This is a genomic window from Kamptonema formosum PCC 10802, from assembly GCF_000332335.1.
Lineage (GTDB): Bacteria > Cyanobacteriota > Cyanobacteriia > Cyanobacteriales > Oscillatoriaceae > Oscillatoria.
The window spans coordinates 3530801-3557436 of record NZ_KB235948.1 but is presented as its reverse complement, the minus strand read 5'-3'; the positions used below and the strand labels follow the sequence as shown (position 1 = coordinate 3557436).

Here is a 26636-nt window from a genome sequence, read left to right as displayed (position 1 = left end):
GACGGATATCAGCCGGACTAAAATAGGGAGACTTCCAAAAATCATAGGCGGCGGTAGTGGCCGCTTTATCTCCTGATGCCTGTGGCACGCTCGCCCCAGGTTGGCTCACCAAATCGTCCACAATCCGAATGAAGCGCTTGTGGCGTCGCTGATCTCCTAGTTGAGCGTATTGTAGCTCACTACTGGCCCATTCAAGCATAACTTAATTGCTCCCCGCTTCTAGCCCCAGGATGCTTAAAACTATAGCCCATCAATGTTCCAGGATTTTTTAAGAAATATGTACTTTATGTTAAGAAAAATGTGGGTAATGGATAGCCCATAAAGGGAGAGGGGGGAAAAATAAAGAATTCTCCCCTCTCCCCAAAGTGCGGGCGGTGAGGGTGAGGGGATTACAAAAAGATACAGAGAAACCCGGTTTCTTAAAGAAACCGGGTTTCTAAGGTGCTAGAAATTGCCACAAACCCGCCCCCGACTGCCGGTGAATTGTAGGGGTCGGTTCAGCCGACAGTGGCGCAACTCAGCGGATCGACCAACCCGCCCGCAAAACCCGCCCGCAAAACCCGCCCCCAAAACCCGCCCCCGCCAATCCCCTACTGGCAACCCTCCCAATCGGCGGGTTTTTCATTGAGATGGCCCGATGTGGGGCGGGCCGCAACTCTCGGAGAGCTTTCATATAAAATACGTTTGTATAGTGTATAATTAAGAGCCTATATTTGAAGTAAAAACTGATAAGTTTTATGCAGTGAATAACCGGATAAATATGAATTTAATCTGCATTGAGCTGGCCAGTTTGCCATCCCCCTGACGGAGGATTACTTATTGACGAAATTCAATTTATAATGTATGAAAGCTTATCTTGCATCTCCCAGCCGGTGCCAGGGTTGACCGGGTGGGAGTTTTTGTTGCGCCGGCTCGCCCTTGGGATCTGGGCGGTGCGCGGGTGCCGGTGGGAGCTGTGCGCTTAACTTTACTTAGCATAAGTTTATATTTTTAAGTAACTCATAGCGGCTCTCAGGCGGTAAAATAGATAAAAATTACCGTGAAACGATGCGTTTTGAGGCTTACATCAGGGCACTCCAGAAAAACCTGAAACGGGGTTGTGAGCTACTCCACTATCCCGCACTCAAGGCGCTACTGGATGAGCCGGCTGTAGGGATAGAAGCTGCCATTGAGGAGAAAGGCAACAAGGCAGGCATCCCCGACTTGACTGTGAGGCGGCGGGATTTGCTGGTTGGCTATATTGAAGCCAAAGATGTTGGGCTGGATCTGGATGGGGCTGAAAAAACAGAGCAGCTACAGCGCTATCGGGAATCCTTAAATGGGAATCTAATTTTAACAAATTATCTGGAGTTTCGCTGGTATGTTGAGGGTAAGCAAAGGCGAAAAGCCGTCTTAGCTCAGCGGGGGGGAGATGAGATTAAAGTCAGTGACACTGCCGGTGTGGCGGCATTAATTCAGGGCTTTCTCAACACCACCGGCACCCCTATCAGCACTCCCCAAGGCTTAGCCAAGCAGATGGCGCGGCGAACGCGAACAATCCGGCTCGCCACTGAGGAAGCATTAAAAGCCGAAACTGAGCGAGGGGAACTTCGCCAGCTGAAACGGGAGTTTAATGAGATGTTACTCCCGGATCTCAATGACTCAGAGTTTGCAGATATGTACGCCCAGACTGTATCTTATGGGTTATTTGCGGCGAGAGTAGGTCACGCTCAAAATCCGCGTGGTTTCGCATTCCACCGGCGCACAGCAGGAACGTACATTCCAGCCACCAATTCATTTTTGAACCGGCTGTTTAACAGCATTGCTGACACAGACTCAATCAGCCAGATAAATTGGGCTGTTGACGATTTAGTGGGATTGCTGGGGCTTGCCGATATGGGCGGCATTTTGGAAAACTTTGGCCGGCGCACCCGCCAAGAAGATGCGGTTGTGCATTTTTATGAAACCTTCCTGACGGCTTATGATGCGGCGCTGCGCAAGAGTCGGGGCGTTTATTACACCCCTGAGCCGGTGGTTTCCTTTATTGTCCGCTCTGTGGATGCTATTCTGAAAGAGCGCTTTAATTTGCCCCTGGGATTAGCAGACAGTAGCAAAGATGCAGTCACCCTGCAGCCACGGGTGCGGATTCTCGATCCGGCTGCCGGCACCGGCACGTTTCTTTATAGGGGAGTAAATCAGATTTACCAAAATCTGGAAGAGATGGGGATGGCTGGCGCTTGGAATCAGTATGTGCGGGATAGTTTGCTGGGGCGTTTGTTTGGCTTCGAGCTGCTGATGGCTCCCTGCGCCATCGCGCATCTGAAACTCGGCTTGCAGCTGCAAAATCTGGGATATCAGTTTGCGGAAAAACAGCGGCTGGGAATTTATCTCACCTGCAGTTTAGACGAAGCGCTGAAAAAATCAGAGGTACTGTTCGCGCCGTTTGTCGCGCAGGAAGCCAGTGAAGCTTCAGCAATTCAGCGGGATGTGCCGGTGATGGTGGTGATTGGGAATCCGCCTTATGCGGTTAGCTCATCAAATAAGGGCGAATGTATCGAAGCCTTGATGCAGCGCTACAAGGAAGCTGTGCGAGCGGAAAAAAATCTCCAGCCTCTCAGCGACGATTACATCAAGTTTATCCGCTTTGCCCATCACCGGATTGAACAGACCGGCTGTGGTATTATTGGATTTATCACCAATCACTCTTATCTTAATGGGTTAATCCACCGAGGGATGCGAGAGGATCTCCTCAAGACTTTTGACCGGCTTTATGTGATGGATTTGCGCGGCAACTCTTTGCTACAGGAAAGTCCTCCTGATGGGAGAGCTGACCAAAATGTGTTTGATATTAAGCAAGGTGTAGCTATCTTGATAGCGGTCAAAGATTTGGGGGAGCGGGGCGAGCCGGTGTCCCGCCGAAAAGAAAATGCCGGCAAAAAGGTTTTTCATTATGATATCTGGGGCAGCCGGCAGGCTAAATATGAGTTCCTGAATACTTCTGATGTGAATTCGGTTGCGTGGTCAGAACTGCGCCCATCTCCGCCGAATTATTTCTTCACTCCTAAACAATTTCAGTTGAGTGAGGAGTATAGCAGCGCCTGGTCTGTTGCTGATATTTTTCCGGTCAAGTCCAGCGGCATCAAAACTCACAGAGATGCGTTTGTGATTGACGCTGACCGGCAATCCCTGAAAGAAAGGATTGAAAGATTTGCGGATTTAACAATCAGCGACCGGCAAATTAAGGAACGCTACAAGTTAAAAGAGTCCGCATCTTGGCAGGTTGAACCGGCAAGAAAGGCTGTCGCGCGTCTCAACATAGAATCCCTGATTGAGAGAGTCCTGCACCGGCCTTTTGATGTGCGGTATATTTTTTTCAGTTCGTCTTGCTCGGATAGATTGCGAATCGAAGTAATGCGCCACCTCCTGAAACCCAATCTGGCGCTATTAACGATGAGAGGGATTAGAGAGGAGAGATTCCAGCATTTCCTCGTTTCTGACCTGCCGGTGAATAAAGATGCCCTCTCCAGTAAAGATAACTGCTATATCTTCCCCCTCTACCTCTATCCTGACACCGAGAACGAGCAGGGGAACTTGTTCGCGCACCGCACCCCCAACCTGTCTCCAGATTTTCTGAGTGCGATTCGGAAGAAGCTGAGCGCGACACCCACCTCAGAAGACATATTTTACTACGCCTACGCCATCTTTCACAGCCCCACCTACCGGCAGCGCTATGCTGAATTCCTGAAAATCGACTTTCCCCGCTTGCCTTTAACCAGCAATAGCCGGCTGTTCCAAGCGCTCTCGGAAAAAGGGCAGGAATTGGTGGGACTGCACCTGATGAAGTCGAAAAAACTTAACAAGATCATCACGAAATATCCGGTGAGTGGGGACAATGCCGTTACCTCAGTCACCTACAAGCCGGTGCTGCAGCGGGTTTATATCCATGCGCAGCAATATTTTGAAGGGATTCCCCCGGAAGTCTGGGCGTTTCTAGTTGGGGGCTATCAAGTTTTGGAGAAATGGCTGAAAGACCGCAAAAAAGCCGGTCGCTGTTTGTCTTTTGATGATATACTGCACTATCAGCGAGTGGCGGTCGCTCTCAAGGAAACTCTGCAGATTATGGCGGAAATCGACCGGCTGATTCCGAGTTGGCCTCTGGAATAACAGGTTAATCTAGATCGCTCGATCTTCTGGGGGGAGGAGAAACCGGCTTTCTCAATAAAGAAACCCGGTTTCTGGGGGGAGGAGAAACCGGGTTTCTGAATAAATCTTTCGGGTGGGAGGCAAAAGTTGTCGCAGAAACCCGGTTTCTGGGGGGCTTAGATATAGGTGGCGCAGCAGAATTTTGTATTATACAATAGTACAGGAAAGTAACTTAGAACATCATGCCGTGCGAACTCTGTGACAGAGAGATGGAACTTTTGACCGTCCATCACCTGATCCCGAAACAGAAGAAGGGCACTCACGGGCCCACGATTGACATCTGCTCAGCTTGCCACCGGCAAGTCCACACCCTGTTCGACAACACCCGCCTCGCCCAAGAGCTCAACACCCTGGAAAAGCTCAAAGCTGAGCCCCAGATGGCCAAATTCCTCTCTTGGGTGAGGAAGCAGAAGCCGGAAAAGCGCATCAAAGTGCATGGCTAAAACGCCTGAAACCCTCTGCTGAAGGCAGTTTCGCTGGAAATGGGGAAATAGGGGCAGATCCTGCAGATCCGCCGGTCGCCCCCTCTCACCCCACGGCAAGCTATACTGTCATGGGAGGTGCGGCAAAGCCTACTGTCCCGCCTTGGACTTCCATCACCTCCCTCCGGGGAAAAAAATCTTCCGTGGCAGATTTTGTCTCCAGAGGCGCATCGTCTGCTAAGATAAGAAGAGAAATCGAGAAGTAGTGTCGTGGCGCGAACTGCCATAGAATAGAACACTACGGCAACGGGATGTAGCGCAGCTTGGTAGCGCACCGCATTTGGGATGCGGGAGCCGCAGGTTCAAATCCTGTCATCCCGATTTACATGTCTCACCCCAGGGCCATTGGGCGCTGGGGATCTGGGATTTTGGATGCCCGGATTTTGGATTGATTATTTGGCTCAATGGGCCATGCCCCATGCCCCATGCCCCATGCGCCTGGGGCCATGCCCCATGCCTCATGCGCCATGCCCAGACTCGAAACTGTTCGAGATTGCCACACAACCCTCTCCTGCAGGCTAAGCTAGTAGGGCGGGGAAAGAGGGGCTCTCTTGCGGCACGCTAAATCAGACTGTTCTGTCACGGTTCGGCAAGCTTCATTCCCCTGAAAGCACTTCTGGAAGCCAGCCCGGTCTGTAAATCAACATTGCAGAACTCTCAAGGTACTGCGTCAGGATGAATTTGCCACCGGCGATGGAATGGGGCGGAATTGGCCTGCATGAGAGCGACAAGATAAATCCAGAAAAAATAATCAGTTTTTGAGACGATCTTAGCCTCATTTTTCGTCTAAGTTTATTGCAAGACCGTACTGGGAGGAACCATGAAATCATTAATCCGCTGGGGCGCTATGCTGGGTCTGGTGGGGAGCGCCTTGCTGGGCCCAACACTGAGCGGGAACATGCAGGCGCTGGCTCTGACCGAGGAGCAAATCATGCAAAAGCTGCGACCGGTGCCGGTGTTTACCATTACAGACGCTCAGGGAGCGCCACTGATTGCGTCCGTGGCCAATGGGGGCAAGCAAACTTCGGTGGCGGGCGTTTTTATCAGCCAGCAAGACGCTAAGGCATTTGTCGAGCAGCTGAAGACGAAAAATCCCCAGCTGGCACAAGCCGTCAAGGTGGTGCCGGTGTCCCTGGCTGAGGTCTACAAGATGGATAAAGCCAACGAAGGCAAGGCAGAAGGTGTGGACTTCACCTATGTGCCCATGAAGCAGCAGGTTGATTCAGCCGTGGCGCTGCTGCGCCAGCAGGGCCAGCAAGTGAACCAATTTAATGGCGTTCCCATGTTTATGGCCACCGGCGGCCCGGCAAATGGCTTCTTGACGATTCAGCGGGGTAACGAGCAAGTCATTCCTGTCTTCTTCAAAAAGGAAGATTTGCAAGCGATGCTGGATAAGTTTAAGCAGCAGCAGCCAGATTTAGCTGCTAAGGTGCAAATTAAAGTTGTGAATTTGGAAGGTGTGATTGACACTTTGCAAAAGAGTAACGACCAGGAACTCAACCAAATTGTGCTGGTTCCGCCCCGCGAAACCGTAGAATTCCTGCGCACTCTCCCACCAGGCTCCGCTCAACCCAAGCCTTAAGGGGTATTGGGGATTGGGCATGGGAATGCATGGATGCATGGATGCATGGATGCATGGATTTTAGATTTTGGATTTTGGATTGATTGCTGTCTTCAATTCCCTATGCGCAATGCCCCATGCCCCATGCCCTATGCCCCATGCCCCATACCCTATGCCCAAAAAAATTCCATGCAAGTTTCAGGGTTAGAACTGTGGCAGTGGCGCGTTGAAGCGATAGCCTCAGCGCAAGCTGCCGGCATCGCACCGGCAGAAGTGGACTGGCTGCTGCTTGAGCTTGCCGGTTTGGACCGGCTGGCGCTGCGCTTCCAGTCCTTCAAACACCAGCCCCACATCCCACTGCAGCGGTCTGTTGCCGAACTCTCCGAACTGTGGCGCAAGCGCATCTCTGAGCGGGTGCCGGTGCAGTACCTCGCTGGGCGCACACCCTGGCGTCGTTTTTCCCTGGCGGTAACGCCGGCAGTCCTCATCCCCCGCCCCGAAACCGAGTCCATTGTTGACTTTGCCCAAGCCGCCTGTCATGGCAACAGCAAGCTAGAAACCGGACACTGGGCGGATTTGGGCACCGGCAGCGGCGCAATTGCGATTGGTCTGGCAGAAGTATTGACAAAAGCAACAATTCATGCTATAGATTGCAGCCCGGATGCTTTGGCGATTGCCCAGCAGAATGCCGGCGATCTGGGGTTTGCCGAGAGAATTCAGTTTTATCGCGGTTCCTGGTTTGAGCCACTGGAAGCGCTGAAAGGGCAGCTTGCCGGTGTGGTGTCCAACCCGCCCTACATCCCCACGGGCACAGTGCCGCACCTGCAGCCAGAAGTGGCCCTGCACGAGCCGCACCTGGCCCTTGCCGGTGGTGAGGATGGGCTGGACTGCATCCGGCATTTGGTGGAAATCGCGCCGGCATACCTGCAAGCCGGTGGCTTCTGGCTGGTTGAGATGATGGCGGGACAAGCCGATAGTGTGGCTGAGTTGCTGCGCCGGCAGGGGAGTTACGCCGGTATTCAAATTTTGCCCGATTTAGCCGGTGTCCAGAGATTTGCCTTGGCTTATCGAATTTGAACCCGACGTAGGACAGGCGTCCCAGATGTCCATTTAAACCAGGCGTAGGACAGGCGTCCCAGAGGCTTAGAAATCTATTACCCCGATGGTCGGAAATTCGCCACCTATATCGAATTGGACAACGAGCGAAAGATGGCAGAACAGCGAGCCGAAATGGAAGCTCAACGAGCCCAACGCGAGCGCGGAAAAACTGCGGGAATTGGCTATTGACCCCGACGCGGTGTAATTGGTTGTCATTTGTCATTGGTTATTTGTCCTTTGTGGGGGCAATGAGTGAATTGCCCCCACAAACAAATTGGGACAAGAGACGCCAGCTTCACTGATTATGCTAACGATTCCTACCTTAATAACTGTTTTTTCAGGGTTCTTTGAGGTTATTTGGCAATAAGTCTCGGAGCTTGTCCTTCTCGCCACAGGTAGACACTAACAGCACCGTCAGGATGAACAGACCAAGGATCTACTCCATTGCCAGACCAAGCATAGGGATCGATCGCAGTCGCTTGACCGTTATTAGTATCTGTTAATCTGTGAACGCCAAAGTGTAGGTGAGGGCCGCTGCTACAGCCAGTGTTTCCCGATCGTCCGATTACCTGTCCTGAATACACTCTCTGTCCTTGGCTGACATCCACACGTTCGAGATGACCATATATACTTTTAAAACGAGAGCCATCAGGTGCGGTATGGGTTATGAATACATCTAATTGATGTACAATTCCTCTTGGGGGGCAGTTAAAAGACTGCCAACCAGCAGAATCCACTACCCCATCAGCAACAGCTAAAAGTGGAGTTCCAATAGGCATACCGAAATCATAACCATAGTGACCATCAATGTAGGCACCGGGAATACCTGCTCGCAGTTTCTTTCCCTGCCAAGTAAGCACATAGCCGTTCTGAGCGCCGGGTAAGTCGTGATCGAAGGAGTTCCCAGCAGCAAAATTACCTGAAAAGGGTTTCTGAAATAGAGGAATATATGTGGGAGTAGGAACAGACGCCGAACTAGCCACCGTGAAAAGACATGAAGCTTTGGATGGGGTGGCTGCACTTTCATATGCCCGATCGAACGGCTCGCCACCAAACCCGGAAAAGGAAGCCTGAAAATTTTGACAAGAAACTTGAACCTGGTTTCTCCCGTTTAACAGGTATGTACCGGAACTCGCCACCCTACAATCGGGATAGGTGCAATACTGGCTGAGAAGAGTGGCACAAGGATTGGTGGATAAGTCGGTAGTTCTCCAAAACCACCAGCCCCCACTATTGGTTTGGACATTACAAAACTGGCCTCTCTTGGTTTGGGCGTTTGTTCTGGAGGGATTGAATCCACTTCCCAATCCTATAGATATGGATGTGAAAATTAGGACAGCCAGAAAGATGACAGAATTATTTTTAAAAGACATAGATAGGGGAATTCCTGTTAGCTAAAGTTCTCTCCCATAAAATCTGGTACAATACGAACTAATAAATTCAGGGCTAAAGCCCAACTACGAACTAAGATAGGGCTAAAGCCCATACTGCGCAACTTTTGGGCTAAAGCCCAACGCACAGGCGTCTCGCCTGTGCTACGTCTTGTAAAAATAAAATAAAATTAATTCCCCTAACAGCTTCTCCATGCCACAAGTCTCCCCCGACGCCCTAATCGCCGGCGCAATTGCAGGCAAACTGGTCAGCTTTCCCACCGATACCGTGCCGGCACTGGCCAGCCGGCCCGACCAATCCGAGCTTATCTTCACCGCCAAAGGGCGCAGCGCCGACAAACCCTTAATTTTAATGGCCGGCTCCCCAGAAGACCTGTGGCCCTATGTCACCGGCACCCCGGAAGAGTTGCAAATTTGGCAGCAAGTGGCCCGCAAATACTGGCCCGGTGCCCTCACCCTCGTCCTGCCGGCCAGCCCCCTTGTCCCGCCGGCCATGAACCCCCTGGACCCCACCACCATCGGCGTGCGAGTCCCCGATAGCCCCGTGGCGCGGCAAATCCTGGCGATCACCGGCCCGATGGCCACCACCAGCGCCAACCGCAGCGGACAGCCGCCAGTGCTGTCGCTGGCAGAAATTGCCGCCCAGTTTCCAGAAGTCCTGACACTTCTGCCAGACGAGAACTCGCCTGCTCCTCCAGCCACCGGCGTCCCTTCCACCGTGGCAAAATGGACAGAGAGCCGGTGGGCAATCTTGCGGGAGGGAGCGGTTAAATTAGAGTCGCACAGCCCGTTGGATCAACCTTTCTTCTCTTCCCCCCCTCCCCGCTAGCGGGGCAGGGGTTGCGGGGTGGGGTTCCCCGCAGGCAAAATTAGAGGTTTGAGCTTTAATATGGACTGGAGCAATTGGGTGTCTTTAGCAGTGGGTTTGGGGCTGGGCGTGGGGAGCACTTGGCTCTCCGACAGGTTGCGCCGCCGGCTTTTCGCGCCAGCAGACGCCACCCCAGACACGCCAACCCTCTCACAGCCGCAGCAGGAAACCCAGCTCGCTTACCAGATGGCATCCCAGATCAGCCAGTTCAAAGGCGGTTTTCTGGCGCGGGTGAGCCACGAACTGCGCTCCCCCCTCAATGGCATCATCGGTGCCCACCAGTTAATCCTCGCGGACCTGTGTGACGATCCAGCCGAAGAGCGAGAATTTGTCGCCAAAGCCCACGCCTCGGCGCTCAAAATGGTGGACATGATCGATGACATCCTCAAGGTTGCCAGAATAGAGCACGGCAAACAGCGCATCAATCTTGAGCCAATCCAGCTCGCCGAAATCTTCGAGGAAGTCTATCGCCTCACCCACCTGCAAGCTGCAGATCGCAACCTGCGCCTCCAAATAGATCCCCCAGATGCCGCAATGTATGTCCGAGCAGACCGGCCTCGGCTGCTACAGGTGCTGGTGAATCTCACCGACACCGCCCTTGCCAATATGAAAGAGGGCAGCATCCGCATTTCTGTCGCAACTTTTCCCCTTTCCCCCGAAGACGGAGGAGGGGATGTGTGCTGCCACATCTGGATTGATGTCCCCTCTCCCACCTTTACCTGGAGCGAGCCGGTGGATTTATTGCAGCAAGTGCCGGTGGCTCAAGGGCGGCAGATTAACGAGAACCCCCAGCTGTCCTCAGGAATGATCCTGCTGATGGATTGCCGGCTCCTCGAACTGATGCGCGGGCGCTTGGAAATCTTGGAAATCGTGCCGGTGCCGGCAGCCGGCAGCGAGTTCGTCAGGCTTCAATGTACGCTTCCAGTGGCAATTCGCTCTCCTGCACCTGGCTCACCAGCAGCGGATTGTACAGCACCATCGTCGTAGAGGCGTTGTACTCGAACCCAATCCGCTCGTAGAACTTCTGCTGGCGAGTCGTCATCAGGTAAACCCGCTCCACCCGGCTCATCCGGGGGTGGCTGAGCACTGTCTGCACCAGCTTGCGCCCCAAACCGGCACCTTGATAGTCCGGGTGAATCACCACATCCCAAATCGCACCCCGGTAGATCCCGTCAGAAGTCGCGCGAGCAAACCCAATCATTTGCTCCCCATCCCAGACACTGATTACCGGCTCGCTGTTGGCGATAGCGATTGCCAAATCCTCAATCTTTCTGTCCTGCGCCCAAAACGCTGCTAAATGAAACAGTTCTTGCAGCTGCTTGAGGTTAATCTCAGACTTTCGGTCGCAAAACCGAATGTGGCGGCAATCTGTGGTTTTTGAATTCATTGTTCCTTAAATCTGCGCCGAAGATAACTTTAATTTACACCAAATAGCGATCCGCACATCCCCCTAAAGAGTGAATTTTTAGGGGGAAATTCTTGTAGGTTTCACTCGTGAAACCGTCGTCGAAGAGTGCCGGTGCCCTCTTGAATCTGAGAGTGGGAGCGGCCCAAAAAGACCCATATCATGCGTTTTACGCATTTCTTTCTAGCAAAAGCTTCAACCGTGGCCGCTCCCTGTTTGCTCTGTCAGTCGCCTTGGCTCCAACGTTAGATGCAGGGGCCGGCCTAATATCAAATATTATAAGTTTTCGTAGAGACGCACAATACTTTTTAGGGTTTTTTCCCACATTTTTGTTAGGATTTCCTGACATTTAAGCGCAAACAGCAAGGGGCGTGTTGCCCTAGCCCCTGGCGCATGGCAACACGCCCCTCAACTGCCAATCGATGCAATTTTCCCCTCTTTTTCCCTGATTCGCTCCCTGTTTAGGGCCACCGCAGCGGTCGCCCCTGTGGCCAGGGATCGATCCGGTCAGGAGCTGCTAGCCTTAGCTGATACATTTACGCGACATTATCCGGGATAACCCCGGACAACGCAACGATAGCACTATCACCCGTAAAAGTGATAGAGGCGGTATCCCGCAAAGCTTTCAGGAAGATCCCGAAAGCACTATGAACGCGAACGTTTCAGGTCGGTGTTTTGGCAACTACTTAAACCCAGAGCGCTTTCACGCTCAGCGCCGATGACAGCTGCTTTAAGCTCAATTTCCTGTTTCGCTTGGCAACCGTGTCGGAAGTCTCAAAGACGGATAAGAAATCAAGCACTATTTTCAACTCGATCGGTCGGCACGGTTCGCTAACGTATCTCATTATACCGTGTCCTACTGCTTTGCGTCAAGAATCCAGGATTAAATCCTGCTCTCACCCTTGCAGCCAGCGGGCGGCATCTTTGGCGTGGTAGGTCAAAATCAAGTCAGCACCGGCACGCTTGAAGCCGGTCAGCGTTTCCAGAACCACCCGCTTCTCGTCAATCCAGCCATTGAGGGCCGCAGCCTTGACCATAGAATATTCGCCAGAGACATTGTAAGCCGCCACCGGCAGGTTACTCGCTTCCTTGACGCGCCAGATAATATCCATATAAGCCAGAGCCGGCTTCACCATCAGCATGTCCGCCCCTTCGGCGATGTCCAGTTCAATTTCCTTAAGGGCTTCCCGCGCATTCCCCGGGTCCATTTGATAAGTCCGGCGGTCGCCAAACTGGGGCGTGGACTCAGCCGCATCCCGAAATGGCCCGTAGTAAGCCGAAGCGTACTTCGCCGCGTAGGAAAGAATCGGCACCTCCTGATACCCCGCCTCATCCAGCCCCGCGCGGATGGCCCCCACAAACCCGTCCATCATCCCCGACGGCGCAATAATATCAGCGCCGGCTTTTGCTTGCGACACCGCAGTTTTCTTCAGCAACTCCAGCGTCGGGTCATTCAAAACCCGACCCGTCAAATCGCCGGTCTGTAAATAGCCGCAGTGTCCGTGACTGGTGTACTCGCACAGGCAAGTATCCACAATCACAACCAGATCCGGCACCGCTGCTTTGACTGCAGCCGTGGCTTTCTGGACAATTCCGCAATCGTGCCACGCGCCGGTGGCATCCCCATCCTTAACGTCTGGAATGCCAAACAGGATAATCGCCGGAATCCCCAGATCGTAGACTTCCTTCGCTTCTATCACGATCTTGTCTACCGACAGCTGGTACACCCCGGGCATGGACTTCACCTCTTTGGCGATGCCCTCTCCCGGTACGGCAAACAGGGGGTAAATCAGGTCGCTGGCGGTCAAAAGATTTTCGCACACCATACGGCGAAGCTGGGGATGGCTGCGCAAGCGGCGGGGGCGGTGGATTGGGAACATGGCGGCTAATAAGGATCGAAAATATCAAAATCCAGTCTAAAACCTGTCACTGCCCTTCGGCTAAACAGTTTAGTAACGTTATGTAAAATTTCTTGATAAACCGGGTTTCTCTAAGAAACCCGGTTTCTAAAGGTTAAGCCGAAGCAACAGCGGGTTCAGCTGCAGCAACAGCCGGTGCAGCCGCAGCGGTGGGGTAAACGCTCACCTTCTTGCGGGTTTTGCCCTTGCGCTCGAATGTGACAACGCCATCGATGAGGGCAAACAGGGTGTCGTCACTGCCAATTCCCACATTGTTGCCCGGGTGAAGCTTGGTGCCCCGCTGGCGCACCAAAATATTGCCGGCTCTCACAACCTGGCCACCGAAACGCTTGACGCCCAAGCGCTGGGAATTTGAGTCGCGACCGTTGCGCGTGCTGCCCGTACCTTTTTTATGAGCCATTTTCCTGTGTCCTCCTGAGAGATCTTCCCGAAATTCAATTGATATGCTGTCCGGTTGCGCCGGTTTTGCCCAGTTCGGGTCTTGTTAGGGGCGGCTTTCGCTCATATATAGGAGTTTCCGTTGCGTGAGGTGCGCCCCAGAAACCCGGTTTCTTAAAGAAACCGGATTTCTCCGTCCCCTTATCTGCGGTCAGCTTTTGCTGCCGGCGAGCCCGCCCCCACTTATTATTCTGCAGGAGTCTCGGGGGCTGCTTCTGCTGTAGCTTCCGGCGCAGCCGCTTGCGACTGCTGTTTCTCTCCGAGCGCGGAACCGTTGAGACTGATGGAGTTAATCATCAGGCGAGTAATTTCCTGCCGGTGCCCCCGCTTTTTGCGGGTTTTCTTTTTGGGGCGCATCTTGTAGATGATAACTTTGCGCCCTCGCAGGTGCCGCAACACCTGGGCTTCCACCGTCGCCCCCTCCACAAACGGCTGGCCAATACTGACGCCACCGTCGTGCTCAACCAGCAACACCTTGTCTATTGTTATTGTCTCTTCGGCTTCCACAGGAAGCAGTTCCACATCGTAGAAGCGACCCGGTTCTACCCGCAGTTGCTTGCCGCCGGTTTCGATAATTGCGTAAGTCATGGATTTATTGTGTGAGTTGCCGTACAGGTAGCTGGCTTACCGCTCATGCGCAGATTGCCAGCTTTTGCCGCGCCGGCTAGCGCAGCCGGCAAATGGGCCATACCTGATCCGAGCCATTACAGACAGCCAATCTACCATTGTTGCCAACTGGCAGGCTATTTGTCAAGCGGTCTGGCTCTGGAGTTTCCGGGCTGCCGGTTTCTCCTGTGTGGCCAATGGGCGGGCGGGGCACCCGGCACTCCTTGCCGCACGGCACAGGCATCTCGGCCCGCGCTACAGCTCACTTACGTTTGATGGCATCGTTTTAAAATAAACTTTACATTGCCTGAAAATATTGAATCTCAAAGCGTAACGCCCGCAATAGCTGAATTCCAAATCGAAATCTCACGAAATGGCGCTCACTCCCGTGGCTGGTAGTGCGGGCACCCCTGACACGGACCCTGGGGATTGACCGCACAGCGGATTAAAGCAGAGCGGGCATTAAACCGGCAGGTTGGGTCGCCTATTGTTTCTCCCTCCCCACGAGAGAAGTCATAGAGGTCTGGGGGGAGCGGAAGGTTTTGCAGTCCTCGGGATACCGCAGCTTCCCTCGCCGCCCTCAAGCGGGCTGCAGCTCGCGCCTCGGCTTGACGCCGCAGCCACCAAGACAGCACCGGCGGCGTTAAACCCAAAGCAAAAATCAGGAGTATATCTCTATTGAACACCGAGCCTCTCCAAAAGAGTTTACAGTACAGGACTTGCGCAAACACCGCATTGCTTCCAGCAGGTCTAGCGATTATTATTTGAGTGAGGCGCGCCCTTTGAAAGCAGGGGCTTAACAGCACTCACTAATGTGAGTTGCGCTAGAGGTCCCGTCTCTACAGCGCCGGCGCAACTCCTCTACTAGAAATTTTGCATGAGGGATCTCTGGCTGTGGGGAGACGTGACATGCCCGTGTCCCCACACCGCCCTTGAGCAAAGGCTGGTTTGGGGCACCGGCGCACCGGCGCAGAGGTCAATTCTTCGAGCCGGCGATTCCCCCGGATTGCAATAGCCTTTAAATTCGGTGCCTTCCCGGATTGGCAAGAGTTGCAATCTATTGATAGTTTTTATAAAAGACGAGCGTTCTGTTAAAAGTACCTCGGACTGCGGTGCCGGCTGGATGAACAGCTTTTCCTCAACCTCGCCAATTCCCCTCGCCAATTCCTATGACAGCTTTTGACGCCCTGACTCGCCGGTCAGCCGCCGCTTTGATTGCCGGCTACCAGCAGCATCTCTCCCCCAGAAAAGGGTTTTCCTGCGCGTATCGGGTGCTGCATGGGGGCGAGTCCTGCTCTCAATTTATAAAACGCACCATCTTGGAGGTGGGTTTGATTGAGGCTGTCCGCACTTCCCGCCACCGGCTGCAAGCTTGTAAATCCGCAAGTCTTGTGCTAAAGAGCCAGATGGAGACACAAGAAGATCCAGAAAAAGATCCAGAACGCCGGGGGGACAGCTCGGACGACAGCTCGAACTCTCAGTGTCCTGTCACCCCCCTTGATTTCCCCAGTGCTGGCTGTGAAGCGATTGACTGCGCGGGAAGCTCTGGTGACGGATGTGCCGGCGAGGGCTGTGCCGGTTGGCATGGCATTGACTGTGGGGCGATGGATTGTACGGCTCCAGATTGCAGTGTCCTGGATTTTGGGAGCTGCGGTGGATAATCCTCGCCACCGAGTGTCAAACCCTCTCTTTTTTCTTTCCTTGGCGTTCCTTCACGGGGGCGGTTTATAAAAAAACCTGACACGCCTACGCAATATTATAGCAGCAGTCATATTGGTTAGAACAATAGAAGCTTCGGGAGCTCTGGAGCAAGGGAGGCCGGAATGTAGCTTTCCTAAATGCTTACTGCTATATAGACGTAGGGGAGGCGTCCGCCGAGCCTGAAGGTCTAATGTTCTAACCTAAGTGCATACTGCTATATCCCTCTTCTGTCAAACCGGGGTGAAAGCCCCATCTCTCGTTGCCTGAAATGACGCAAATTCGTCAAATTGCCTCAACGTGACAGAAGAAGGATATCTGTCCGCCGCAGCCCGTTCCCACGCACGGCAACTTATCTAATATCCGGTTGAAAGCATATATACAAAACCGGTCTGAAGGCGCGTTTTGCAAATCTCATTTAATCGGAAACCCTCTCATTTACGGCAATTTCCTGCCGAAAAGCGGCCACCGGCACCCGAAAGTGGGCCACGAACAGCCGATTGGCCCCACAGAAGGGGGTGCCGGCAGGTCAAATTATCTAATCTCCGGTTGAAAGCATATATACAAAACCTGTCTGAAGGCGTGTTTTACAAATCTCATTTAATCGGATATAGCAGCAGTCATATTGGTTAGAACAATAGAAGCTTCGGAAGCTCTGGAGCAAGGGAGGCCGGAATGTAGGTTTCCTAAATGCTTACTGCTATATAGGCGTAGGGGAGGCGTCCGCCGAGCCTGAAGGTCTAATGTTCTAACCTAAGTGCATACTGCTATATCTTCTGTTGTTGCATCATTTTTGCATATATCAATTCTAAATGATTTGCGCAACTGCTGGTGCCCCAAAACCCCGGTTTCTTTAAGAAACCGGGGTTTTGAAATTTACATGATTTAGACGCCCTATCTATCCTTGTTGGGGCGGGACGCTGTAGGGGCGGGTGAGCGCCGAGATATTTCTCGCACAGGTAAGAATATAGAAGTGTGCAGCAGCAGTGCTTCTTCCCTACCACCGGCGGATAAAAATTTGCGTAAAGTAATACTCCCCCTTGGCATTCTGAACAATGCCAACGCCGGTTAAATCAAACTGCCCTTCCATATTCTTGCGGTGCCCAGGACTCTTTATCCAGCCCTGAACCGCCTGCTTCCCCGGATCGCTGTACCCAAAATTGTAGGCGAGATTTTCTGCCGCCGAGCGGTAGGAAATCTGCTTGCCAATTGCTTTGACTCGCAGCTCAAATCCGTCATGGCTAAAAGGAGCGCCACCGCTGGCCATTGCTGCGCTGTGAGCGCGGCACTGCTCGCTAATCCGGGGGTCAAGTTTCAGCGCCGGCAAATTTCGCTGAGCGCGATACTGATTCACCTGTTCGTGAACTGACTTTTCCAAAGCCGCCACAGTCTCCGAAGGCGGATTGGATTTCGGTTCGGCAGGCACCGGCTCTGCCCTTTGCTCTGTCGTTGCAGCCGGTTTTGCCGGTCGCACCAGAGAGCCGGTGTCTATCACAAAAACGCAGCCGCCAGCGCCTGCTGCCAACAGTAAAAACGTCAAACCTAATACAAATTTTGCTCTTTTCACAGCGTCGCACAAGTTGGGAACCCCACCCCCCCCTACCCCCTCCCCGCACACGGGGAGGGGGAGTTACGAGAGATTCACTGACCTGAATTTAACAGCTTAGCCACGGTTTGCACGTCCTTATCGCCGCGCCCAGAGCAGTTAATCACAATGCGCGGACTGCCGGCAAGTTGCGGGCAGAGCGTTTCCAGATAAGCGATCGCGTGAGCTGTCTCCAGCGCTGGGATAATCCCCTCCAACTGCGAAAGCCGCTGAAACGCTTCTAATGCCTGCTTGTCAGTGACGCTGTAATACTCAGCCCGACCGGCATCCTTCAAATAGCTGTGTTCCGGACCCACGCCAGGATAGTCCAAACCGGCACTGATCGAGTGCGCCTCCACCACCTGCCCATCTTCATCTTGCAGCAAATAGCTCATCGCCCCGTGCAGCACGCCAATTCGCCCCTGCGTCAGGGTAGCGGCGTGCTTCTCCGTATCCACGCCCTCACCCGCCGCCTCAACGCCAATCAGCCGCACCGCCGGCTCGCCCACAAACTCGTGGAACAGTCCCATCGCATTGGACCCTCCCCCTACGCACGCCAGCAGGATATCCGGCACTCCGCCCCATTTTTCCAGAGCCTGAGCCCGGGTTTCCTGGCCAATCACTGCGTGGAAGTCCCGCACCATCATCGGGTAGGGGTGAGGGCCAGCCACTGAGCCCAGGATGTAGTGGGTGTTTTCCACATTAGTCACCCAGTCGCGAATCGCTTCTGAGGTGGCGTCCTTCAGCGTGCCGGTGCCGGCTGCCACTGGGCGCACTTCCGCCCCCATCAGCCGCATGCGAAACACATTCAGAGCTTGCCGATCCATGTCGTGTACGCCCATATATATAACACACTGCAGCCCAAAGCGAGCGCAAACCGTTGCCGTGGCCACTCCGTGCTGGCCGGCACCCGTTTCCGCAATAATCCGCTGCTTGCCCATCCGCACAGCGAGCAGTGCCTGAGCCAGGGCATTGTTGATTTTGTGAGCGCCGGTGTGGTTCAGGTCTTCCCGCTTTAAGTATATTTGCGGGCCGGTGCCGTCCGGGCGGGCGTAGTGGGCGGTGAGGCGCTCAGCGAAATACAGGGGGCTGGGGCGTCCCACATAGTCCCGCAGCAGCTGCTGGAGTTCTTGCCCGAAAGCTGGGTCGTTGCGGTATTGCTGGTACGCCGCTTCTAACTCAGCCAGAGCCGGCATCAGGGTTTCTGGCACATACTTGCCCCCGAAACGCCCAAAGCGTCCCAGGGCGTCGGGGCCTGAAGTGCTAGTAGCAGCCGCTTGCGGACTGCGAGGCAGGGGAGTGGTGGTCACGACAGCAGGAAAATTAGTGGACACCGTTCATTATATGTCCTGGGGGTTAGGGGTTAGGGGTTACGGGTTAGGGGTTACGGGTTAGGGGTTACGGGTTATAGCAACAGACAGCTCAGTAATCGACACGCTCGTTGGAGGGAAAACAATTCCTACGAAGTATAGGCGTAGGGCAGGCGTCTCGCCTGCCCTTAGGATCTGCTTAGGGCACGGACGTTGGACAGGCCTTCCCTCCGATAGCGAAGCGGGATCGCGTTGCGCGTCCTTCCCTATCCCGACTGCCAAGTGAGATGCCTTCTCCATTACTGAGCTGTCTATTGCTATAAGATCCGAAAGAAAGCATACCTACAAAACCCGTCTCCAGGCGTGTTTTCCAAAGACCTTTTAATCGGATGAGAGGTATAACTCCTCTTGAGATGTGAAAATTAATCCCTGGATGGGGTTGGCTAGGGGATAGGCGGCGGTTGGGCATTAGCCCAACTACTAACCTTTGGGCATTAGCCCAACTGCGAACTTTTGGGCTAAAGCCCAACTACTAACGCTGCCCCACGCATAGCAGCTATACCACCCGGTTGAAAATCGTCCAAACATCCCCATCCGAGCGGACGTAAGGCACTGAGATGCTTTTGAAGCCGGTGATGAAAGGTTTGTAATAGACCTGCCAGTAGCTGGGGCTGATTTCATCAGCCAGCCCCTTGAGTGCCTGTATTTCCTCTGCCAGTTCGGCTGCCAGTTGATTGATTCGCTCAGCATGAACCTTCGCCTGCTGTCTGCTCTCCTCTACCTGCTGCTGCATTGGGTTTCGTTTCGCTTCCATCTGCCACCGCTCCCACGAGGTCTGTTTGATTCACTTTGATTCACTTTAGATTATTATCGGCGTTCGTGCCGGGGAAGATCCCGATTGTGCAAAGAAGCCCATATCAATGCGACAATGATTTCAGGAGGGGGTAGGAGGAGAAGATTTTTGGCCAGCACCAATCCCGGCAAGGGGATTGAAACTGTCACAGCCCCCACCCCCCCGCAGGCAGGCGCTCCGCCTGCCGGTGTCAACTTAAGCTTCCGGGCTCTCACCCGCCGGCACTCTAGGAAATGCTCTTCAGACTGTGCGCCGCTTCGTTGAGCTTCTGGGTGCCCACCTTAACTTGACTGATACTCTTAGCCGTCTCCGCCGCTACTTGGTTTAGCGCATTCATCGCATCCACTACCTGCTGAACAGCCAGCGCTTGCTGCTTGGCACTCAGGGAAATTTGCTGAGTGCTCAGAGAAATCTCGTTGATAGCCTCCGTCACCCCCCGGAAGGCTTCCGCTGTTTCCTGAGCGATTCGAGATCCCTCCTCCACTGTTTTCGTGCCGGCATCCGTCACCATCACTGTGGAATTAATCGCCATTTGGATATCCGCCACCAAGGCGTTGATCTTCTCTGTAGATTTCCGACTTTGGTCAGCCAGCTTGCGAATCTCTGACGCCACGACGGCAAATCCCTTGCCGTGCTCGCCGGCACGCACAGCCTCAACCGCTGCGTTCAGCGCCAGCATATTCGTCTGGTTGGCCAAATCGCTCACCAAAGCGGCAATATTCCCAATCTGAGACGTCTGCTGGCTCAACCGCACAATTTGCTCGGCAATCGCACCCACTTTTTCTTTTAAAACCGACATCCCCTCCAGCGTTTTCCCCACCGCCAGCGTTCCCCCCTCCGCCAGCAGCCGCGCCTGTCGGGCTCCGCCAGCAACCGTTTCCGCTTGCTGGGCTGTAGCGGTTGAGGACGCCCCCAACTCATCGATTGTGCTCGTGGTTTGATTTACGGAAATAGCTTGCTGAGACGCCATCCGTTCCTGCTCCTCCATTGTCACCGCAATTTCCGTTGAAGAGGCAGTAATTTGACTCAGCACCTGACTCACCTTTTTGGAAATTCCCTCCGCCATCAAATAGACGGAAACACAAATCAAAACTAGCTCTAACACGGTGGCGGCTGCCAGCGACGATCTGGCCAGTTGCAGGGCCGCTTCTACCCGAGTGTTTTCTTCCGCAAGCACCTCTCGGTCTTGGACTGATGCTCCCTTTACCACAATCGCTTCCTGCGCCGCTCTCACTCGCTGAAATGCCTCGGACACCCTCCAATTGTGGAAGGTTGCTAGCCCCATAACTCCGATGAAGCCCGCAATCGGAAATGCTGCTATTATCCAAATATATTCGCTCAGTTTTCTCTGGCCGACCATACCGTGTTTTTCCTTAGTGTTTTTCCTTATTTTAATCAAGCCATCGACATCTGACCGGTGCGTGTCACTCCCACAGCCTACCGCGCCCGGATGTCCGCCGGCAGGCCACAGAGCGCACTGCCGGTTCATGCTGGCCCCAGTCATGGACTTTGACGCTCCATAGGGCATGGGGCATGGGGCATGGGGCTTCGCCGCAATGTGTTATTCTATAAACAAGCAGTCCCGGTCGTTTGTGTTAATCTCAGCCAGCGATTGAAACAAACAAACAGCGCAAATAAAAATTCCCAGTCACTCAGCTCGGGTAACAGTGAATCCCGGCAGCGGGCTTCAAACTTGACTCGCCGGCACCCGCCAGCCACCAGTGCTGCATTCTATTTTATTTTTCACTCCTGTTATGGCCACTTCTAAGCGCAAGCCCACCGACACCAGCACCCCCACCGGCAACCGGGTTGTCCACCAAGAATTCGGCGCAAGCACCAACCCCGCCGCCCTGGAACGCTCCCTCCCCGAACTCCCCCCATCCGGGCAAAATCTCCGAATCCAGGCATCCCGCAAAGGGCGTAACGGCAAAACCGTCACCGTTATCACCGGCTTTCAAGCCAAACCCGAAACCCTCGCCTCCCTTCTCAAACAGCTGAAAACCCACTGCGGTGCCGGTGGCACTGTTAAAGACCAGGACATTGAAATTCAAGGCGATCACACCCAGAAACTCCTCCAGCTCCTCACCGGCCTCGGCTACAAAGCCAAAATCAGCGGCGGCTGACCCCGGATAAATTTTCCCTTATCCGTTTGATTAATAACCTTTAAACTCGTTCCCGGGCTCCGCCCGGGAACGCCTGGCAGGAGGCTCCGCCTCCCGAAGACTGCTCAATTCGCGACAGGGCGACCGCAAGGGCCCCCCTCCTGCCGGCCCAAAACAAAAACAAACTATTCAAACAGAATTTATATACGTCGATAGATTGCATTTGGATTGCGTGCGAATTGCCGGTCTAAACTCCAGTATCATATCCGGTTGATTAATCTAAATTCTCGCACCGGCGGAGCGAATTAGCAATGCCCCATGCCCCATGCCCCATGCCCCATGCCCCATCCAAAATCACCGGCTTTGGCGCAGGGGAATTTCAATGGCGAACTCCGCCCCCAATCCCTGTTCAGAAGAGCACAGCAACTGACCGCCGTGTTGCTCCACAACGATCTGGTAGCTGACAGACAGCCCCAGCCCCTTCCCAGAACCCACCGGCTTAGTCGTGAAAAAAGGGTCAAAGATGCGGGATTTAACCGCCGGCACCATCCCTATTCCATTATCCGCTATCCGAATCACAACAGATGATTGGGCACTGGGCACTGGGCACTGGGCGCTGGGCAAATGCGAACTCTTGTCTTGCCCACGCCCCATTTCAGTGCGAATCGATATCCTCTTGGGGGAGTTCGGACTTGCCTTGAGGGCGTCAATCGCATTGGTCAAAATATTGAGAAACACCTGATTCATTTGCCCTGCAAAACATTCAACCGGCGGCAAATTCCCGTAGTCCTTAATCACCTCAATATCCCCCTTGCCATCACCGGCAGTCAGGCGGTGCTGCAGCAGCAACAGAGTGCTGTCGATGCCTTCATGCAAATTCACCCGTTTTCTCTGAGCTTCATCCAGCCGAGAAAAATTGCGCAGAGACAGAACAATCTGGCAGATCCGCTCAGTTCCCACTCCCATCGAACTCAGGAGTTTAGGAAAATCCTGCCTCAAAAATTCGAGATTTATCTCTTCAGCAGCCGCCTGGAGGTGCGGGCTGAGTGAGTGCCTCTCTTTCAGGGAGAGATCTGCAAAGTTTATCAACTCAGAAACGTACTCTTGAATATAGGTTAAATTCACCGAAATAAAATTCACAGGATTGTTGATTTCGTGGGCGATGCCAGCCACCATCCTGCCGAGACTAGACATCTTTTCGCTGTGAATCAGTTGAGCCTGAGTTTGGCGCAGATCGTGCAGGGCTTGACTCAATTGCTGGTTAGACCGGCTCAATTCCTGCTGGTAGTTGTAAACCCGAAGCCCAGCTCGCACCCGCGCCTGCAATTCCAGAGGATCGACCGGCTTAGAAAGAAAATCATCCGCCCCCGCATCCAGTCCCGCCACACGGTCAGCCACCGTGCCCTTAGACGTTAGCAAAATAAAGAACGCCCTCGCCAACTCTGGGTCAGCCTTAACCTGCCGGCAAACCTCCACCCCATCCATCTCAGGCATCACCCAGTCGCAAACAATCAGCGCCGGTTCGATTTTAGACGCACATTCCAGCCCTTGCAACCCGTCTTTGGCCACTGTTACCTCATACCCTTCTAATTGAAGGTCTCTTTTCAGAAGTAACCGGGTTGCCCCATCATCTTCTATTACGAGAATTTTTGACATGAGTGGCCGGACTTGTTGAAGGTTAAGGGGTGAGGGAGAAGAAAGGGTAATTCATCAAAGCTTTGACCAACTATAGAATACCCCCTAACGCGGCTAGCATATCAACCGCACCCTCAAGACAGATGTAGGGTGCCTTCCGCCTCAGTCCCGACACAAATCGGGATGCCGCTACAGACGAACCCACCGAGAACCAACTCAACCTTAGCGTCCCTTCACGGGGGCGGTTCCCACCACAGAACCCACCCGAAAAAAACTAGAGGGGCGTCCAGAGAGCGCCCCTCGTTTGTGGTGTGGCCGCGGGCGGAGCTGCGCCCGCCCTACTTCTGCTAAATTAAAGTTTTTACGCACCTTTCCCGAGCTCAGTAACGCCGAGCAGCGCGGGAGTTTCAGGAGCGGGCAACTTCGGTGCGATAAAGCCAGAGTGCATAATTTGGCGCTGCTGCGCAACCAGGGGCAGGGCTTGGCGAACTTCCGCAGCCACTGCGGTTGTCTTCACGTCATAGGTTTGAGTGGCCAGCTTGGGGTACAAGCCAATACCGATGATGGGAAGCAACAAGCAAGCGGTGATGAATATCTCGCGAGGCTTGGCGTCCACCAGCTCCCAAGGATCGGCCATCAGTTTTGGATTCTCAGCGCCGCTGAACACTTCGCGCAGCATGGAGAGCAGGTAAATCGGAGTCAGGATCAGCCCCACTGCAGCGAGTACAATCATCACGACTTTGAAGCTGGAGGTGTAAGCGTCACTGGTAGACAAGCCCAAGAACACCGTCAGTTCGCTGACAAATCCGCTCATTCCGGGCAAAGCCAGAGATGCCATCGAACCGGCGGTGAACAGAGCGAACACTTTCGGCATATATTTGGCCATACCTCCCATTTTTTCGATGGCCAGAGTGTGGGTGCGCTCGTAGGCAACGCCAGCGAGGAAGAACAGCGCCGCCGCAATCAGCCCGTGGGAAATCATTTGCAGCATTGCCCCGCTGAGGCCAAGTTCTGTATAGGAAGCGATGCCAATCAGAACGAAGCCCATGTGGGAAATCGAGGAGCAAGCCAGCCGCCGCTTGAGGTTGTCTTGAGCGAAGGCGGTTAAAGCGCCGTAGACAATGTTGACCACACCCAGCACCACCAGCACCGGCGCGAAGTGGACGTGGGCTTCGGGGAGCATCTCGATATTCATGCGAATCAGCCCGTAGCCTCCCATTTTCAGCAGCACCCCGGCCAAAATCATCGAAACTGGCGCTGAAGCTTCACCGTGGGCGTCCGGAAGCCAAGTGTGCAGGGGGAAGATGGGGAGTTTGACGCCGAAGGCAATCAGGAAGCCGGCGTAGGCGAGGAGTTGGAACGCCACCGGGAAGTTCTTTTGCCCGATCGCTGCCATGTCAAAGGTAACGGTATCGCCATAGAAGGCCATTGCTAGACCGGCAACCAGAATGAAAATCGAACCCAGTGCGGTGTAGAGGATGAATTTGGTCGCCGCGTACTGGCGCTTCGGTCCGCCCCAGATGGAGATCAGCAGGTACACCGGCACCAGTTCCAGTTCCCAAATCAGGAAGAACAGCAGCATGTCTTGGGCCGCAAACACCCCTATCTGGGCGCTGTACATTGCCAGCATCAGGAAATAAAACAAACGCGGCTTGTTGCTGACGTTCCAAGCCGCGAAAGTCGCCAGGGTGGTGACTAAGCCGGTAAGCACGATCAGCGGCATTGACAGACCGTCCACCGCCACCGACCAATTCAGCCCCAGCTGCGGCACCCAGGAATAGCTCTCTGCCAGCTGCAGCGTTGAATTTTGCCAGTCGTAGTGAGTCCAAAAGGCCCACACGCTCAGGGCCAAGTCTGTTAACCCCACCCCCAGGGCGTACCAGCGGACGGTTTTGCCACTTTTATCCGGTATCGCGGGAATGGCCAGGGCTGCCACCAGGGGCAACAGGATTATCGTCGTTAGCCAGGGAAATTCTATGGGAGGCATGGTTGAGGATATATACCTATTTGCTTCTGTGTCTATTGTATTAAGTTACGTTAACTTTTGCAAACTACTTTTCCCAAGAAAAAACACACAACCACCATAAATGCGAGTCAATACCTGACTTGCAGGCATGGCCATTTGCTTTTATACGTTTAATTAGTTTTTAAATGTATCTGCAGCTACAAAGCTAGAAGCCAAACCCACTGAAACCCCTGCTGATTTTTCTCTTATATTTAAAAAATTAATAATACGGATAACTAAAAATTAAGTTTTGTTAAGCAGAGGGTCGCAACAAAAAACGGTAGCCTTCGCTACCGTTAAGCAGGCAATAGGGCCACTCCTGCATTCTTAACGAATTGTTACGAAGCGGGGGTTGCCCCTGTGCAGTGCCAGAAACCGGGTTTCTTGGGATGGAAGGGGCAACCCGGTTTCTTTAAGAAACCGGGTTTCTGGCATGTGCTTCAGAAGTGTTGCTAGGCGCAGGTTGCCCCTTGCGTGTCCAGGGAGAGGGCTCTCACGGAGGCGCTCACCCCCGCTTGCTTCCAAGCTTGAGCCATTGCCGGCACCACTGCCGGTGCGCTGCGCCCATCGGCCAGGGCCAGCAGGCTTGGCCCAGCGCCACTGATTGCCATTCCGTAAGCGCCGGCATCCAGCGCCGCCTTCCGCACCGCCGAGTACCCGGGAATCAGAGACTGCCGGTAGGGCTGGTGGATGCGGTCTTGCATGGCCACTCGCAGCCAGCTACCGGTGCCGGTTTCCAGCCCCCGCACCAGCAAACCCAGGTGGGCGGTGTTGAAAATGGCGTCAGCGCGAGTGTATTGCGCCGGCAGCGCCCGCCGCGACTGGGCTGTGGAAAGTTCAAAATCCGGAATCGCCAGCACCGGCACAATATGCGAGTGCCAGGGAATCTCGCAGATTTCCCAGCCACTCCTACGCCCCTCCTTATTAATATGGGGCTGGCTGGCATCGTCTTCCTCCGCCACTGCCGCCAGCCGGCACCCTCCCAGCAGTGCCGGCACCACATTATCTGGGTGCCCTTCCATAGATATCGCCAGCTGCATCACCTCTTGCTGCGACAGCGGCGCACCGGCAAGCTGGTTTGCGCCCACCAATCCGCCCACAATCGCCGTCGCCGAACTCCCCAACCCCCTCGTCAGCGCGTATCCGAGGGAAATCTCGATGCGTGCCGGTGGCGGCGACTGGCCGGTGTGTTCATATAACTTTACAAATGCCCGGTACGCTAGATTGCTCTCATCAGTCTGGACTCGCTCAGCATTAGTGCCGGTGACGCTGATGCTGACTCCCTCCCCCCCCAGTGCCTGGGTGGAATCGAGACGGGTGAATTTAAACTGGTTATAAAGCGTCAAAGCAGCCCCGATGCAGTCAAAACCTGGCCCGAGGTTAGCCGTGGTAGCGGGAACAGTAACAGTAACACTAGAGATAGAACACATGAAAAATTCCTAATCGGGCAAAACCGGGGGTGCCGGTGGCAGAAGCCCCGCTTCTGGTGAAACCCTCC

The 26636-nt window shown here is 54.0% G+C and carries 25 protein-coding genes, 1 tRNA gene and 2 pseudogenes; 12 read left to right on the top strand and 16 right to left on the bottom strand.

Annotated elements, in window-relative coordinates; translation table 11 throughout:
- A partial coding sequence (locus OSC10802_RS46300) for an IS4/Tn5 family transposase DNA-binding protein (protein WP_198525123.1) occupies positions 1 to 199 on the bottom strand: 199 nt, incomplete at its 3' end.
- A 640-nt stretch (positions 200 to 839) separates the two neighbouring features.
- Between OSC10802_RS46300 and OSC10802_RS55640 the strand changes: the two genes are divergently transcribed.
- The 7 genes and pseudogenes from OSC10802_RS55640 to OSC10802_RS54500 all read left to right on the top strand — a co-directional run.
- Positions 840 to 965 (top strand): hypothetical protein, encoded by a 126-nt coding sequence (locus tag OSC10802_RS55640; protein ID WP_017717634.1) that lies wholly within the window; start codon positions 840 to 842, stop codon positions 963 to 965.
- Between the two features lie 82 nt (positions 966 to 1047).
- A complete protein-coding gene (locus OSC10802_RS0115245; RefSeq protein WP_017717633.1) occupies positions 1048 to 4143 on the top strand; it encodes a type ISP restriction/modification enzyme in 3096 nt (1031 codons plus the stop codon).
- 221 nt (positions 4144 to 4364) lie between these two features.
- Positions 4365 to 4625 (top strand): HNH endonuclease, encoded by a 261-nt coding sequence (locus OSC10802_RS0115240; protein WP_026098505.1) that lies wholly within the window; start codon positions 4365 to 4367, stop codon positions 4623 to 4625.
- A 286-nt stretch (positions 4626 to 4911) separates the two neighbouring features.
- A tRNA-Pro gene (locus tag OSC10802_RS0115235) sits at positions 4912 to 4985 on the top strand.
- Between the two features lie 499 nt (positions 4986 to 5484).
- Positions 5485 to 6246, top strand: coding sequence for a Tic22 family protein (locus OSC10802_RS0115225; RefSeq protein WP_026098504.1), 762 nt, complete (start codon positions 5485 to 5487; stop codon positions 6244 to 6246).
- Between the two features lie 168 nt (positions 6247 to 6414).
- Entirely contained in the window at positions 6415 to 7302 is an 888-nt protein-coding gene (gene prmC, locus OSC10802_RS0115220; RefSeq protein WP_017717630.1) for a peptide chain release factor N(5)-glutamine methyltransferase, read from the top strand.
- Between the two features lie 63 nt (positions 7303 to 7365).
- A pseudogene (locus tag OSC10802_RS54500) lies at positions 7366 to 7528 on the top strand (Uma2 family endonuclease); the annotation flags it as partial.
- A gap of 148 nt (positions 7529 to 7676) precedes the next feature.
- On the opposite strand, the gene OSC10802_RS47670 reads toward OSC10802_RS54500, so the two are convergent.
- Positions 7677 to 8696: a M23 family metallopeptidase gene (locus OSC10802_RS47670; RefSeq protein WP_082218295.1), complete on the bottom strand. Its 1020-nt coding sequence runs from the start codon at positions 8694 to 8696 to the stop codon at positions 7677 to 7679.
- Between the two features lie 211 nt (positions 8697 to 8907).
- On the opposite strand from OSC10802_RS47670, the gene OSC10802_RS0115210 reads away from it, so the two are divergent.
- Positions 8908 to 9543 (top strand): L-threonylcarbamoyladenylate synthase, encoded by a 636-nt coding sequence (locus tag OSC10802_RS0115210; RefSeq protein ID WP_017717628.1) that lies wholly within the window; start codon positions 8908 to 8910, stop codon positions 9541 to 9543.
- A gap of 60 nt (positions 9544 to 9603) precedes the next feature.
- Complete coding sequence (locus tag OSC10802_RS40295; protein ID WP_017717627.1) at positions 9604 to 10569, top strand: sensor histidine kinase; 966 nt, start codon at positions 9604 to 9606, stop codon at positions 10567 to 10569.
- On the opposite strand, the gene OSC10802_RS0115200 is transcribed toward OSC10802_RS40295, so the two are convergent.
- The 5 genes and pseudogenes from OSC10802_RS0115200 to rplU all read right to left on the bottom strand — a co-directional run bounded on the left by OSC10802_RS0115200 (position 10484) and on the right by rplU (position 13932).
- Complete coding sequence (locus OSC10802_RS0115200; protein WP_017717626.1) at positions 10484 to 10969, bottom strand: GNAT family N-acetyltransferase; 486 nt, start codon at positions 10967 to 10969, stop codon at positions 10484 to 10486. The two genes, OSC10802_RS40295 and OSC10802_RS0115200, sit on opposite strands and share 86 nt — an antisense overlap.
- A gap of 554 nt (positions 10970 to 11523) precedes the next feature.
- Positions 11524 to 11637 (bottom strand): annotated as a pseudogene (locus OSC10802_RS56500) (RNA-guided endonuclease TnpB family protein); the annotation flags it as partial.
- Positions 11638 to 11883: 246 nt separating this feature from the next.
- The gene (gene hemB / locus OSC10802_RS0115190; protein WP_026098503.1) at positions 11884 to 12867 is read right to left on the bottom strand and encodes a porphobilinogen synthase; all 984 of its coding nucleotides are present in this window, start codon (positions 12865 to 12867) and stop codon (positions 11884 to 11886) included.
- Between the two features lie 133 nt (positions 12868 to 13000).
- On the bottom strand, positions 13001 to 13306 hold the full coding sequence (gene rpmA, locus OSC10802_RS0115185) for a 50S ribosomal protein L27 (protein ID WP_017717624.1): 306 nt from the start codon (positions 13304 to 13306) through the stop codon (positions 13001 to 13003).
- A 224-nt stretch (positions 13307 to 13530) separates the two neighbouring features.
- Positions 13531 to 13932 (bottom strand): 50S ribosomal protein L21, encoded by a 402-nt coding sequence (gene rplU, locus OSC10802_RS0115180; RefSeq protein ID WP_017717623.1) that lies wholly within the window; start codon positions 13930 to 13932, stop codon positions 13531 to 13533.
- Positions 13933 to 13996: 64 nt separating this feature from the next.
- Between rplU and OSC10802_RS49955 the strand changes: the two genes are divergently transcribed.
- Positions 13997 to 14245: a hypothetical protein gene (locus OSC10802_RS49955; protein ID WP_155967835.1), complete on the top strand. Its 249-nt coding sequence runs from the start codon at positions 13997 to 13999 to the stop codon at positions 14243 to 14245.
- Between the two features lie 85 nt (positions 14246 to 14330).
- Here the strand turns inward: OSC10802_RS49955 and OSC10802_RS0115170 are convergent, their stop codons facing one another.
- Both OSC10802_RS0115170 and OSC10802_RS0115165 read right to left on the bottom strand, forming a co-directional pair.
- A complete protein-coding gene (locus tag OSC10802_RS0115170) occupies positions 14331 to 14636 on the bottom strand; it encodes a DUF6464 family protein (RefSeq protein WP_026098502.1) in 306 nt (101 codons plus the stop codon).
- Between the two features lie 178 nt (positions 14637 to 14814).
- Positions 14815 to 15114 carry a hypothetical protein gene (locus OSC10802_RS0115165; protein WP_026098501.1) on the bottom strand — a complete coding sequence of 100 codons (300 nt, stop codon included), beginning with the start codon at positions 15112 to 15114 and terminating at the stop codon, positions 14815 to 14817.
- A 5-nt stretch (positions 15115 to 15119) separates the two neighbouring features.
- Between OSC10802_RS0115165 and yidD the strand changes: the two genes are divergently transcribed.
- Positions 15120 to 15611 (top strand): membrane protein insertion efficiency factor YidD, encoded by a 492-nt coding sequence (gene yidD / locus OSC10802_RS0115160; RefSeq protein WP_017717620.1) that lies wholly within the window; start codon positions 15120 to 15122, stop codon positions 15609 to 15611.
- 1034 nt (positions 15612 to 16645) lie between these two features.
- Here the strand turns inward: yidD and OSC10802_RS0115155 are convergent.
- From OSC10802_RS0115155 to OSC10802_RS0115140, 4 genes are all read right to left on the bottom strand, one after another.
- Positions 16646 to 17188, bottom strand: a complete 543-nt coding sequence (locus OSC10802_RS0115155) for a CAP domain-containing protein (protein ID WP_232731687.1) — start codon at positions 17186 to 17188, stop codon at positions 16646 to 16648.
- 101 nt (positions 17189 to 17289) lie between these two features.
- On the bottom strand, positions 17290 to 18543 hold the full coding sequence (gene trpB, locus OSC10802_RS0115150; RefSeq protein WP_026098498.1) for a tryptophan synthase subunit beta: 1254 nt from the start codon (positions 18541 to 18543) through the stop codon (positions 17290 to 17292).
- A gap of 556 nt (positions 18544 to 19099) precedes the next feature.
- Positions 19100 to 19357: a hypothetical protein gene (locus OSC10802_RS40290; protein ID WP_017717617.1), complete on the bottom strand. Its 258-nt coding sequence runs from the start codon at positions 19355 to 19357 to the stop codon at positions 19100 to 19102.
- A gap of 265 nt (positions 19358 to 19622) precedes the next feature.
- A complete protein-coding gene (locus OSC10802_RS0115140; protein WP_017717616.1) occupies positions 19623 to 20900 on the bottom strand; it encodes a methyl-accepting chemotaxis protein in 1278 nt (425 codons plus the stop codon).
- Between the two features lie 250 nt (positions 20901 to 21150).
- On the opposite strand from OSC10802_RS0115140, the gene OSC10802_RS0115130 reads away from it, so the two are divergent.
- Positions 21151 to 21519 (top strand): translation initiation factor, encoded by a 369-nt coding sequence (locus tag OSC10802_RS0115130; RefSeq protein WP_026098497.1) that lies wholly within the window; start codon positions 21151 to 21153, stop codon positions 21517 to 21519.
- A 333-nt stretch (positions 21520 to 21852) separates the two neighbouring features.
- Here OSC10802_RS0115130 and OSC10802_RS0115125 read toward each other — a convergent pair whose 3' ends face one another.
- The 3 genes from OSC10802_RS0115125 to thrB all read right to left on the bottom strand — a co-directional run bounded on the left by OSC10802_RS0115125 (position 21853) and on the right by thrB (position 26568).
- Positions 21853 to 23154 (bottom strand): response regulator, encoded by a 1302-nt coding sequence (locus tag OSC10802_RS0115125; RefSeq protein WP_017717613.1) that lies wholly within the window; start codon positions 23152 to 23154, stop codon positions 21853 to 21855.
- Positions 23155 to 23494: 340 nt separating this feature from the next.
- Positions 23495 to 25120 carry an NAD(P)H-quinone oxidoreductase subunit 4 gene (locus tag OSC10802_RS0115120; RefSeq protein WP_017717612.1) on the bottom strand — a complete coding sequence of 542 codons (1626 nt, stop codon included), beginning with the start codon at positions 25118 to 25120 and terminating at the stop codon, positions 23495 to 23497.
- A 470-nt stretch (positions 25121 to 25590) separates the two neighbouring features.
- The gene (thrB, locus tag OSC10802_RS0115115; protein ID WP_017717611.1) at positions 25591 to 26568 is read right to left on the bottom strand and encodes a homoserine kinase; all 978 of its coding nucleotides are present in this window, start codon (positions 26566 to 26568) and stop codon (positions 25591 to 25593) included.
- Positions 26569 to 26636: the final 68 nt, after the last annotated feature.

Excerpts from the sequence above, each read along its gene's own strand:
- OSC10802_RS55640 (WP_017717634.1), top strand. The coding sequence starts at position 840 with ATGTATGAAAGCTTATCTTGCATCTCCCAGCCGGTGCCAGGGTTGACC.
- OSC10802_RS0115245 (WP_017717633.1), top strand. The coding sequence starts at position 1,048 with ATGCGTTTTGAGGCTTACATCAGGGCACTCCAGAAAAACCTGAAACGG.
- OSC10802_RS0115240 (WP_026098505.1), top strand. The coding sequence starts at position 4,365 with ATGCCGTGCGAACTCTGTGACAGAGAGATGGAACTTTTGACCGTCCAT.
- OSC10802_RS0115225 (WP_026098504.1), top strand. The coding sequence starts at position 5,485 with ATGAAATCATTAATCCGCTGGGGCGCTATGCTGGGTCTGGTGGGGAGC.
- prmC (WP_017717630.1), top strand. The coding sequence starts at position 6,415 with ATGCAAGTTTCAGGGTTAGAACTGTGGCAGTGGCGCGTTGAAGCGATA.
- OSC10802_RS47670 (WP_082218295.1), bottom strand. The coding sequence starts at position 8,696 with ATGTCTTTTAAAAATAATTCTGTCATCTTTCTGGCTGTCCTAATTTTC.
- OSC10802_RS0115210 (WP_017717628.1), top strand. The coding sequence starts at position 8,908 with ATGCCACAAGTCTCCCCCGACGCCCTAATCGCCGGCGCAATTGCAGGC.
- OSC10802_RS40295 (WP_017717627.1), top strand. The coding sequence starts at position 9,604 with ATGGACTGGAGCAATTGGGTGTCTTTAGCAGTGGGTTTGGGGCTGGGC.
- OSC10802_RS0115200 (WP_017717626.1), bottom strand. The coding sequence starts at position 10,969 with ATGAATTCAAAAACCACAGATTGCCGCCACATTCGGTTTTGCGACCGA.
- hemB (WP_026098503.1), bottom strand. The coding sequence starts at position 12,867 with ATGTTCCCAATCCACCGCCCCCGCCGCTTGCGCAGCCATCCCCAGCTT.
- rpmA (WP_017717624.1), bottom strand. The coding sequence starts at position 13,306 with ATGGCTCATAAAAAAGGTACGGGCAGCACGCGCAACGGTCGCGACTCA.
- rplU (WP_017717623.1), bottom strand. The coding sequence starts at position 13,932 with ATGACTTACGCAATTATCGAAACCGGCGGCAAGCAACTGCGGGTAGAA.
- yidD (WP_017717620.1), top strand. The coding sequence starts at position 15,120 with ATGACAGCTTTTGACGCCCTGACTCGCCGGTCAGCCGCCGCTTTGATT.
- OSC10802_RS40290 (WP_017717617.1), bottom strand. The coding sequence starts at position 19,357 with ATGGAAGCGAAACGAAACCCAATGCAGCAGCAGGTAGAGGAGAGCAGA.
- OSC10802_RS0115140 (WP_017717616.1), bottom strand. The coding sequence starts at position 20,900 with ATGACTGGGGCCAGCATGAACCGGCAGTGCGCTCTGTGGCCTGCCGGC.
- OSC10802_RS0115130 (WP_026098497.1), top strand. The coding sequence starts at position 21,151 with ATGGCCACTTCTAAGCGCAAGCCCACCGACACCAGCACCCCCACCGGC.
- OSC10802_RS0115125 (WP_017717613.1), bottom strand. The coding sequence starts at position 23,154 with ATGTCAAAAATTCTCGTAATAGAAGATGATGGGGCAACCCGGTTACTT.
- OSC10802_RS0115120 (WP_017717612.1), bottom strand. The coding sequence starts at position 25,120 with ATGCCTCCCATAGAATTTCCCTGGCTAACGACGATAATCCTGTTGCCC.
- thrB (WP_017717611.1), bottom strand. The coding sequence starts at position 26,568 with ATGTGTTCTATCTCTAGTGTTACTGTTACTGTTCCCGCTACCACGGCT.